The organism is Serratia sp. GW822-FHT06D09, assembly GCF_058799515.1.
In genome coordinates this window covers 113,805-124,046 of record NZ_JBXALO010000012.1, presented here as the reverse complement: position 1 = coordinate 124,046, position 10,242 = coordinate 113,805, and the positions used below count along the sequence as shown (strand labels likewise).

At 55.2% G+C, this 10,242-nt stretch carries 10 protein-coding genes; 7 read left to right on the top strand and 3 right to left on the bottom strand.

Translation table 11 applies throughout. The features are described from left to right. Nucleotides 1-91 precede the first annotated feature (91 nt). Nucleotides 92-646 carry an ADP compounds hydrolase NudE gene (gene nudE, locus AC1RKG_RS22255; protein ID WP_006319109.1) on the bottom strand — a complete coding sequence of 185 codons (555 nt, stop codon included), beginning with the start codon at nt 644-646 and terminating at the stop codon, nt 92-94. Between the two features lie 467 nt (nt 647-1,113). Here nudE and AC1RKG_RS22250 point away from each other — a divergent pair, with 467 nt between their 5' ends. From AC1RKG_RS22250 to AC1RKG_RS22220, 7 genes are all read left to right on the top strand, one after another. After that, nucleotides 1,114-3,246: an intracellular growth attenuator family protein gene (locus tag AC1RKG_RS22250; protein ID WP_493183724.1), complete on the top strand. Its 2,133-nt coding sequence runs from the start codon at nt 1,114-1,116 to the stop codon at nt 3,244-3,246. 96 nt (nt 3,247-3,342) lie between these two features. Continuing rightward, nucleotides 3,343-4,023, top strand: coding sequence for a GMP/IMP nucleotidase (gene yrfG, locus AC1RKG_RS22245; RefSeq protein ID WP_187962019.1), 681 nt, complete (start codon nt 3,343-3,345; stop codon nt 4,021-4,023). Further along, a complete protein-coding gene (gene hslR / locus AC1RKG_RS22240; protein WP_020837348.1) occupies nt 4,020-4,427 on the top strand; it encodes a ribosome-associated heat shock protein Hsp15 in 408 nt (135 codons plus the stop codon). The genes yrfG and hslR overlap by 4 nt, the downstream gene beginning before the upstream one ends. Nucleotides 4,428-4,452: 25 nt before the next feature. Then, nucleotides 4,453-5,331: an Hsp33 family molecular chaperone HslO gene (hslO, locus tag AC1RKG_RS22235; protein WP_020837350.1), complete on the top strand. Its 879-nt coding sequence runs from the start codon at nt 4,453-4,455 to the stop codon at nt 5,329-5,331. A 196-nt stretch (nt 5,332-5,527) separates the two neighbouring features. Next, entirely contained in the window at nt 5,528-7,147 is a 1,620-nt protein-coding gene (gene pckA / locus AC1RKG_RS22230; RefSeq protein ID WP_020837351.1) for a phosphoenolpyruvate carboxykinase (ATP), read from the top strand. Between the two features lie 127 nt (nt 7,148-7,274). Further along, complete coding sequence (locus AC1RKG_RS22225; protein WP_142816252.1) at nt 7,275-7,538, top strand: FitA-like ribbon-helix-helix domain-containing protein; 264 nt, start codon at nt 7,275-7,277, stop codon at nt 7,536-7,538. Then, nucleotides 7,535-8,014: a type II toxin-antitoxin system VapC family toxin gene (locus tag AC1RKG_RS22220; RefSeq protein WP_046372473.1), complete on the top strand. Its 480-nt coding sequence runs from the start codon at nt 7,535-7,537 to the stop codon at nt 8,012-8,014. The genes AC1RKG_RS22225 and AC1RKG_RS22220 overlap by 4 nt, the downstream gene beginning before the upstream one ends. A gap of 34 nt (nt 8,015-8,048) precedes the next feature. On the opposite strand, the gene envZ is transcribed toward AC1RKG_RS22220, so the two are convergent. Together envZ and ompR are read right to left on the bottom strand one after the other, a co-directional pair. After that, the gene (gene envZ, locus AC1RKG_RS22215; protein ID WP_142816250.1) at nt 8,049-9,419 is read right to left on the bottom strand and encodes a two-component system sensor histidine kinase EnvZ; all 1,371 of its coding nucleotides are present in this window, start codon (nt 9,417-9,419) and stop codon (nt 8,049-8,051) included. Continuing rightward, entirely contained in the window at nt 9,416-10,135 is a 720-nt protein-coding gene (gene ompR / locus AC1RKG_RS22210; RefSeq protein WP_004709363.1) for an osmolarity response regulator transcription factor OmpR, read from the bottom strand. The genes envZ and ompR overlap by 4 nt, the downstream gene beginning before the upstream one ends. Nucleotides 10,136-10,242 lie beyond the last annotated feature (107 nt).

Sequence of the window (10,242 nt, the reverse complement as noted above, 5' to 3'; positions counted from 1 at the left end):
CTAAAATATAAAACGCCCGATGAGGTTCATCGGGCGTTATCCGGCTGAAAAGTGTCAACCTATATCAGGACTAGTCACTAGCAATCAACGATTAACGTGAACCGCGTAAAAATGCCTCGGTCAGGAACAGCGCACTGACATTGCGCGCCTCACGGAAATCCGGTTCGGCCAGCAACGCCATCATATCGGCAATCGGCCAGCGTACCTGCGGCAAGGGCTCCGGCTCATCCCCTTCCAGACTCTGCGGGTAGAGATCGTGCGCCAGCACGATATTCATTTTGCTGGAAAAGTACGAAGGGGCCATCGTCAGCTTGCTGAGGAAATCAAAACGTTTGGCGCCAAACCCCACCTCTTCCATCAGTTCACGGTTGGCCGCCTCCAACACCCCCTCACCGGGATCGATCAACCCCTTGGGGAACCCCAGCTCATAAGATTCGGTACCCACCGCATATTCACGGATCAGCAGCAAGTCATCGCCAATCACCGGCACAATCATCACGGCCTCACGGTCCGAGGGCCGCATCCGCTCATACACCCGCCGTACACCGTTACTGAACTCCAGATCGACGGACTCAACGTTAAATAAACGCGAACGTGCGACCGTTTCAACTTTCAGAATTTTAGGTTTTTGCAGGTGTTTATCCATGATTGCCTCAAATGAGTTATCCGGCGGCAGGCCACAACAGCAGGCGTGATGACGCAGATAACCAGAATAATGATTGGCGTGACGCGCAGTTCACTTGCGCTCAAACGCTGACCAAAACCGATCTTGATCACATTGTGCGTTAATGAGAACCTTTGCCGCAACGAGCACAAGCAGTAATTTACTTTTTTTTAACAACTGTAGCCAGCACCTGCCGATTTTCTGTCTTTCTCGGGTAAAAAAGAGTGCATTAAAATAAGATAATGCCGATACCGATAGAAGAGCCCGATTGCTATCATCACGCAGGTAAGACATGGCGATAAAACGGGCAGTTATTATCAATAAATGAGATCCCGGCGGAGAATCTTTCCTCCCGTCACTGTTCAGGGTGTCTCTTGGTGATTTGACTGCGTATAATGCGCCACGATTCATCAGGTTGGTGAGGTTCACGGGTCCAAGATGGGGATAGCATGAGCACAATAGTGTTGATATTGGCCTTAGTGCTTGCCTGCCTGATTGCCGCCGGCCTGTATCTCTGGTTTAAAGCCCGCAATCAGCCGCTGCTCACGCGCGCGTTGCCCTTTATCAAACCCACGCACCGTAAACTGACCGGCGAAGAGCGCGCCGCCGTCGAGCATTATCTCGGCCAGCAAAATAAGCTGAGCAACAAACTGTTGCCCGGTAACAGCTCATTGCCTTCCGCCAAGCTGGCGCTGACCCCGCAAAGCGACAACGTCTACCCCATTACCCACGCCATTACCCGCTACGGGCTGGCCAGCGATGAACCCAACAAGTGGCGCTATTATCTGGACGCCGAAGAGGTGCATCTGCCGCCGTTCTGGGAACAGTACATCAGCGCCGATAACCATGTGGAAGTGATCAGAACCCAGACGTTACCGCTGGTTATCTCCCTTAACGGGCATTCGCTGAAAGACCATATTCACGATCGACCGCAACCGCCGGTGGTGAAAGCGCCCCCAATTCAAAATGCCTCCATTCGCAAGGAAGAGAGTGAGCATGTCGAGCTGGTGAATATCCGCAAGGAAACGCCGGAAGAACACGCGCTGACTCGCCCGAACGGCATCAAGGAAGCTGCCGTTATCTCGGCCGCCCTGCTGCTGCTGTTCTTCAGCCTGATAAGCCCGGTGGTGGTTATCCCCTGGATGATCCTGGTCGCCGTGCTGATGATCGCCTGGGGTTGCTGGAATCTGTTCCGTCGGCCGACATCACGCGAACTGAAAGAAGTGCACTGCCTGCGTGGCACCCCCAAGCGTTGGGGGCTGTTTGGCGAATCTAATCAAGGACAGATCAGCAATATCTCTCTCGGCATCATCGATCTGATTTATCCGCCGCACTGGCAGCCTTATATCACCCAGGATCTGGGCAAGACCACCGACGTGGATATCTACCTTAACCGCCAGGTGTTACGCCAGGGACGCTTCCTTTCTCTGCATGATGAGGTGAAAAACTTCCCGTTGCAGCAGTGGGGCAGAAACGCGGTGCTGATGGCCAGCTCTTTTTTGGTGCTGGTGCTGCTGCTGACCTATATTCCGCTAAGCCTGCCGCTTAAGCTGAGCATGGCCTGGCTGCAGGGCGCGCAAAAAATTGAAGTGACCAACGTTCAGGCCCTCGAAGGCGCAACCTTGCACATCGGTGATACCCTGAAAGCTCAAGGCAACGGTATGTGTTATGTGCCGCCACCGGTCAACGGTTCGCACACCTCCAGCTTTATGCCTTTCGACTGCTCAGGCATTTACTGGAACAACGCAGCCCCTCTGCCACAGCCGGAATCCGATATCATCGACAAAGCTTCAGCGTTGCTGGCGACGGTCAATACCCAGCTACATCCCGACGGTACCGATCAGAAACTCAACCCGCAGCTGGCCAGCGCGATTGAGAAATCCGGCATGATCCTGCTGGACGATTTTTCCGATATCGTGCTGAAAACGCAGGATCTGTGCCAGGCGGACAACGACTGCGTTCGGCTGAAAAACGCCCTGGTGAACCTGGGTAACGTCAAGAACTGGGCTACCCTGGTAAAACGCGCCAAGTCGGGCGCTTTGCAGGGGGTCAACGTGTTGCTGCGCCCGGTGAGTGCCGAATCGCTGGAAAGCCTGACCAAGGTTGCCGCATCGTCGTTTGTCTACAGCGAAACCCGACAGGCTGCCGCCGCGCTCAACAGCCCTCCACCTGGCGGGTTCCTGATCAGCAGCGATGAAGGCAAGCAGCTGGTCAATCACCCACAGCCTGCGGTCCCCTTAAACGAGTACAACGCGCTCGATCAATGGAATGAGCTGCAACGTCTGGCCAGCATGCTGCTGCATACGCCGTTTGAAGCTCAGGGCGTGATCACCAATATCAGCGTCGACGCCAATGGTACACGCCATATTGCGCTGCACAGCGAGCCGGATATCATCACCCTGTGGCGCTATCTCGGTACCAGCCTGCTGCTGCTGACGGTCGCCGTCGTTCTGGGCTACAACACCTGGCGACTGGTGCAGCGCCGCCGCATCAACCAGCACCGAACCGCCGATATCCAGCGCTATTACGAAAGCTGCTTTAACCCACAGCTCTCCCCAATGTCATTGCGGCCAATGCCCTGAGTCGTTCGTCGGCCTGCTTCCTGTCATCCGCTTATGCTACGCTAACGCTATTCCCCTTATCCTGCGGACCCCCGACGGTTCGCCTATGGAGTTTTCATGGTTCCCGAGTTTGACTGGCGTGAAATTGATACCGTGCTGCTGGATATGGACGGCACCCTGCTTGATCTGGAGTTCGACAGCCACTTTTGGCTCAGCCTGGTGCCACAAGCCCTGAGCGAGCAGCGTGCTATTCCCTTCGACGAAGCGCGTAAAATCATTCACCAGGAATATCTGGCGGTGCAGCACACCATGAACTGGTACTGCTTCGACTACTGGAGCGAACGACTGGATCTTGATATTTACCGCATGACCACTGAGGTTGGCAGCCGAGCCCGCCTGCGTGAGGATACCGAGCCCTTTTTGCAGGCATTGCGAGCCGCAGGTCACCGGACTATCCTGTTGACCAACGCCCATCCGCACAGCCTGGCGGTAAAAATTGAGCATACCGGTTTGGATCACCACCTTGATTTATTACTTTCTACCCACACATTTGGTTATCCGAAAGAAGATCAGCGTTTGTGGCAGGCCGTGCAGCAACACACCGGATTTGATCCGCAACGCACCCTGTTCGTCGACGACGGTGAACCTATTCTGGATGCTGCCCGCACCTTCGGTATTCGCTATTGCCTGGGCGTGCAGAATCCGGACTCCAGCATGGCGGAGAAAACCTTTCGACACTACCCGGCAATGCGCGACTACCGCCTGTTGATACCGGCGTTAGCCAGGGGGGAGCAATGAAAGATAAGGAAACACGAGACGACGCGGTCCGGCTGGATAAATGGCTTTGGGCGGCTCGTTTCTACAAAACCCGCGCGTTGGCGCGGGACATGATCGACGGCGGCAAGGTGCACTATAACGGACAGCGCGGTAAGCCGAGCAAGAATGTCGAGCTCAATGCCGAGATCAAGCTGCGTCAGGGTAACGATGAGCGCACGGTGATCGTTCTGGCTCTGGCCAGCCAACGGCGCGGCGCCGACGAGGCGCAGCAGATGTATCAGGAAACCGAAGCCAGCATCGCCAATCGAGAGAAAGTGGCGCTCGCACGCAAGATGAATGCGCTGACCATGCCGCATCCGGACCGCCGTCCGGACAAGAAAGAGCGGCGCGACCTGATTAAATTTAAATTTGGTGAGCAGGAATAACCCCTCGCCGCAATGAGAGAAAACTATGTCTAACCATGACCAATTGCACCGTTACCTGTTTGAAAACTACGCGGTGCGCGGTGAGCTGGTTACCGTCAGCGAAACCTATCAGCAGGTCCTGAACAACCATGATTATCCGGCGCCGGTTAAAAAACTGCTGGGTGAACTGCTGGTAGCCACCAGCCTGCTGACCGCAACCTTGAAGTTCGACGGCGATATCACCGTACAATTGCAGGGTGACGGCCCGCTGAAGCTGGCCGTGATTAACGGCAACAACCGCCAGGAAATGCGTGGCGTAGCGCGCGTACAGAGCGAAATCGCCGATGACAGCACGCTGCATCAGTTGATCGGCAACGGCGTCATGGTGATCACCATCGCGCCAACCGAAGGCGAGCGCTATCAGGGCGTAGTGGCACTGGAAGGCGAAACGCTGGCCGAATGCCTTGAGGCTTACTTCCGCCAGTCCGAACAGCTGCCAACCCGTCTGTTCATTCGCACCGGCGAGTTCGAAGGCCAACCGGCCGCGGGCGGTATGTTGCTGCAGGTGCTGCCGGCACAGGACGGCAATGCCGATGATTTCGATCATTTGGTACAACTGACCAACACGGTGAAAAGCGAAGAGCTGTTCAGCCTGCCGGCCAATGAAGTGCTGTATCGCCTGTATCACCAGGAAGAAGTCACTCTGTATGAACCACAGGACGTGATCTTCCGTTGTACCTGTTCACGTCAGCGCTGCGCTGATGCGTTGGTCACCTTGCCAACCGACGAAGTGGCCCAAATGCTGGAGCAGGATGGCAATATCGATATGCACTGCGATTACTGCGGCAATCACTATGTGTTTGACGCCGTAGACGTCGCCGCCTTGTACACTGGTAACACCGGTGACAGCGATCAGTTGCACTAAGTAGCACCCCATATCGGCGGGCGCGCCCTGCGCCCGCTCATTCACCGCGTTTGCACGTTTGCTTTTTTCCGTGTGCTATCTCTCAGATCGTAACGAAAAACCGACTAAAACGTTAAATATTTGATACCTATCGCGGTTACTCGCTGCTGAATCCCTACAATTGGCGCCAGAAATTCTGTGACCAAGGAGTAGTGACATGCGTGTTAAAGGTATAACCCCTCAGGATCTGGCCGCTTATGGGATTCATAACGTCGGCGAAATCGTTCACAACCCGAGTTATGACTTGCTGTTCAAGGAAGAAACAGACCCATCTCTGGAAGGTTATGAGCGTGGGGTCGTAACCAAGCTGGGTGCTGTATCCGTCGACACCGGTATTTTTACCGGCCGTTCCCCGAAAGATAAGTACATCGTCCGTGACGACATCACCCGCGACACCGTCTGGTGGGCCGATCAGGGTAAAGGCAAAAACGACAACAAACCCCTCAGTCCGGAAATTTGGGCTGACCTGAAACAGCTGGTCACCACGCAGCTCTCCGGCAAACGCCTGTTTGTGGTGGATACCTTCTGCGGCGCCAACGCCGACTCACGCTTGAAAGTCCGCTTTATCACCGAGGTTGCCTGGCAGGCGCACTTCGTCAAAAACATGTTCATTCGCCCGACGGAAGAAGAACTGCAGGATTTCGAACCGGACTTCGTGGTGATGAACGGCGCCAAATGCACTAACCCGAACTGGCAGCAACAGGGCCTGAACTCGGAAAACTTTGTCGCTTTCAACCTGACCGAACGCATGCAGCTGATTGGCGGCACCTGGTACGGCGGCGAAATGAAAAAGGGTATGTTCTCCATGATGAACTACCTGCTGCCGCTGAAAGGCATCGCTTCCATGCACTGCTCGGCTAACGTGGGTGAAAAAGGTGACGTAGCGGTGTTCTTCGGCCTGTCCGGCACCGGCAAAACCACCCTGTCCACCGATCCAAAACGCCAGCTGATTGGCGATGACGAACACGGCTGGGATGACGACGGCGTGTTCAACTTCGAAGGCGGTTGCTACGCCAAAACCATCAAGCTGTCCGAAGAAGCCGAGCCGGATATCTATCACGCCATCAAACGCGATGCGCTGCTGGAAAACGTCACGGTGCTGGCCGACGGTACGATTGATTTCAACGACGGCTCGAAAACCGAAAACACCCGTGTTTCCTACCCGATCTATCACATCCAGAATATCGTCAAGCCGGTTTCCAAGGCCGGCCACGCCACCAAGGTGATTTTCCTGACTGCGGACGCCTTCGGCGTGTTGCCACCGGTTTCTCGCCTGACCGCCAACCAGACCCAGTACCACTTCCTGTCCGGCTTTACCGCCAAGCTGGCCGGTACCGAGCGCGGCGTGACCGAGCCGACCCCAACCTTCTCCGCCTGCTTCGGCGCAGCCTTCCTGTCGTTGCACCCAACGCAATACGCAGAAGTCCTGGTGAAGCGCATGCAGGCTGCGGGTGCCCAGGCCTACCTGGTCAACACCGGCTGGAACGGCACCGGTAAACGCATTTCGATCAAAGATACTCGCGGTATTATCGATGCGATCCTCAGCGGTGAAATCGATAAGGCAGAAACCATTACCCTGCCGATCTTCGATCTGGCGATGCCAACCTCACTGCCGGGCGTCAACCCGGATATCCTGGATCCGCGCGCCACTTACGCCAGCATTGAGCAATGGCAAGAGAAGGCACAGGATCTGGCCGAGCGTTTTGTCACCAACTTTGACAAATACACCGACACTCCAGCGGGTGCAGCGCTGGTCAGCGCCGGTCCAAAACTGTAATAGCTTCCTTTTACAGCTTCAGCTAAGGCGTGGATATCACGCCTTTTTTTATTTTTATTGGTTGTTTTTTTGATCGGCGCAACGAGATAATAATGCAGTGCAATCATTGATAGCAACGGAGGTTTCAATGGCTACCATAACCGTCAGAAATCTGGACGACGAAGTAAAGGAGTTGCTGCGCGTCTCGGCAGCAAAAAATGGCCATTCCATGGAGGAGGAAGCTCGCATGATTTTGAAACAGGCATTAGTGAAAAAACCGCCGCGTTATGGGTTAGGCACCTGGATGCATCAACACTTTGCCGAGTTGGGCGGGGTTGAACTGGAGATCCCACCGCGCGATACCACGCCGCCGCGTATTGTCACCTTTGACGACGACGATGACCAATTATGATTATTCTCGATACCAACGTGGTTTCAGAAACGTTGCGCCCCAACCCGCACTATAACGTCATCAGATGGCTGAATGAAAAAGACAATGATGAGCTTTATCTGAGTGCGATAGTTCTCGCCGAGTTGTTCAGTGGAGTTGCCTGTATGCCTGATGGGAAACGGCAGCGCGAATTCAAACACAAGCTGGCGGAGGCAGTGCAGATTAGATTTGATGAGCAAACCCTGCCATTTGATACACTCTGCGCACTGCAATACGCGGAACTTATGGAGAAAAATCAGCGTCAGGGCCGGTTAATGGGCATCGTCGATACCCAAATCGCCGCCACCTGCCTGCATTACGGTGCCACCCTGGCCACGCGCAATACCCAAAACTTTATCCATTGCGGCATTGAGTTAATCGATCCCTGGCAGGCCACGACGGGCCGGCGTCTGCATGAAGAGGCAGCGGAATACTACGTGATGAGCAGGAAGTCCTGACGGGGGCGCAAACTGCGGCCCCCAGACAAAAAGATTACGCGCTGTCCTTCGGGGTCTGATGCCCATTGCCCGACTCTTTTTTCTCCATCGGTAACGGAATATAAGCCCGAATCAACAGCCCACCGCGTTCGCTGGTGCCGATATCCAGTGCGCCATGATGCCCATCGATTATACGCTGTACGATAGCCAGGCCCAGCCCGGTCCCGCTGGTACTGCGCGCGCTGTCACCACGAACAAATGGCTGCAACAGATGCTTCAGCTCTTCCGGTTTAATGCCCGGGCCGTCGTCTTCCACCTGGAACCAGCCGCGCTGCAGCTCACGGCCGCTGCTGACTTTGATCCAGCCGTTGCCGTAACGCGCCGCATTCACCACCATATTCACTGCCGCACGCTTGATCGACAACGGATGCACATTCATCATCAGTTCGCCCGGCGCCAAAGCGGTTTCAATCACCCGCTCATAGCCACTCTCGGCAGCCACCACTTCGCCAAGAATGCTATTCAAATCGCTGATTTCTGTCTGCATCTCCTGGCCGGTGCGCAGATAATCAATAAACTGCTCAATGATGTCGTTGCACTCTTCAATATCTTTATTGATCGACTCCGCCAGGTAGCCGTCTTCGGCACTCATCATCTCGGTCGCCAGACGGATACGCGTCAGTGGCGTACGCAGGTCGTGGCTCACCCCGGCCATCAGCAATGTGCGGTCGTCCGCCAGCTGCTTGACGCCCGACGCCATCTGATTAAAGGCCCGCGTTACCGAACGGACTTCCGATGCGCCATACTCACGCAGCGGCGGTGGAATGATGCCCTTGCCCACCTGCAAAGCGGCATGCTCAAGCTCCACCAGCGGGCGGTTCTGAATACGGATAAACAGCCAGGCGCCACCTATGGCCAACAGCATAATCGCCAGGGTATAGCGGAACAGCGGCGAGAAATCGCCCTGGTGAATTTCAGTCAGCGGAACACGTACCCAGATATCCGGTTGCAGCCAGGTTTTCAGCCACACCACCGGTGAGTTTTTGTTTACTTCCACCCGCACGTCGGTGGGCCCGCCGAGCTGCTGCGCCATTTGCTGGCTGAGGAATTGGTAGTGCTGCGCCCAGCGCAGACCGCTCTCTTCCGCCGCAGAATTGGTGTAGAGAGAAATGCCCAGTTCGCGATAGATTTCGCGACGGAACGCTGGCGGTACTTCCAGCAAAGTACCATCCTCCAGCTGCAGCCGGTCGGTCATCAGCATACGAACTTCGTAGGCCAACACCTTATTGAACTGCTGCAGGCTGGGCAGGATGGCGAAGTTCAGCACCACCAGATAGGTCGTCACCAGGCTGACGAACAGCAAGGTGACGATCAATAGCAGGGTTCGGGCAAACGAGCTACGCGGTGAAAAGCGCAATCGTCTCATGCCTTGCTGCCGTCCGGGACGAAGACGTAGCCAAGACCCCAAACGGTCTGGATGTAGCGTGGATGCGCAGGATCTTCCTCAACCATGCGACGCAAACGAGAAATTTGCACGTCGATGGAGCGTTCCATGGCGCTGTATTCACGGCCGCGGGCCAGGTTCATCAGCTTGTCGCGCGAAAGCGGTTCGCGTGGATGGCTGACCAATGCCTTCAGCACTGCGAATTCGCCGCTGGTCAATGGCATAGGCTCGTCTTCGCGGAACATTTCGCGGGTGCCGAGGTTCAGTTTGAATTTACCAAAGGCGATCACCGCCTCTTCCTGTGAAGGAGCGCCCGGCAGTTCATTGGCCTGACGGCGCAACACCGCACGGATGCGGGCCAGCAGTTCACGTGGGTTGAAGGGTTTTGGGATGTAATCGTCAGCGCCGATTTCCAGGCCAACGATACGGTCGACTTCTTCACCTTTGGCGGTCACCATAATGATCGGCATCGGGTTGCTTTGGCTGCGCAGACGGCGGCAGATGGAAAGACCATCTTCGCCCGGCAACATCAGGTCAAGCACCATCAGGTGGAATGATTCACGAGTCAGCAAGCGATCCATTTGCTCAGCGTTGGCTACGCTGCGAACCTGAAAACCCTGTTCGGTTAAATAACGCTCTAAAAGCGCACGCAGGCGCATGTCATCATCGACGACCAGAATCTTATGATTCTCTTGCATTGTATTACTCCCAAAGGCTTTATTGCCTGACGTGAATATTGTTAAAAAACCCTGTCATTTCGGACAGCGTTTAATGGTATATATTCTAGACGAAATTGTTACAAAGC

Bases quoted from the DNA above. Each gene is read 5' to 3' on its own strand.
- hslO (WP_020837350.1), top strand. From the start codon at position 4,453: ATGTCTAACCATGACCAATTGCACCGTTACCTGTTTGAAAACTACGCG.
- pckA (WP_020837351.1), top strand. From the start codon at position 5,528: ATGCGTGTTAAAGGTATAACCCCTCAGGATCTGGCCGCTTATGGGATT.
- AC1RKG_RS22225 (WP_142816252.1), top strand. From the start codon at position 7,275: ATGGCTACCATAACCGTCAGAAATCTGGACGACGAAGTAAAGGAGTTG.
- yrfG (WP_187962019.1), top strand. From the start codon at position 3,343: ATGGTTCCCGAGTTTGACTGGCGTGAAATTGATACCGTGCTGCTGGAT.
- AC1RKG_RS22220 (WP_046372473.1), top strand. From the start codon at position 7,535: ATGATTATTCTCGATACCAACGTGGTTTCAGAAACGTTGCGCCCCAAC.
- nudE (WP_006319109.1), bottom strand. From the start codon at position 646: ATGGATAAACACCTGCAAAAACCTAAAATTCTGAAAGTTGAAACGGTC.
- envZ (WP_142816250.1), bottom strand. From the start codon at position 9,419: ATGAGACGATTGCGCTTTTCACCGCGTAGCTCGTTTGCCCGAACCCTG.
- AC1RKG_RS22250 (WP_493183724.1), top strand. From the start codon at position 1,114: ATGAGCACAATAGTGTTGATATTGGCCTTAGTGCTTGCCTGCCTGATT.
- ompR (WP_004709363.1), bottom strand. From the start codon at position 10,135: ATGCAAGAGAATCATAAGATTCTGGTCGTCGATGATGACATGCGCCTG.
- hslR (WP_020837348.1), top strand. From the start codon at position 4,020: ATGAAAGATAAGGAAACACGAGACGACGCGGTCCGGCTGGATAAATGG.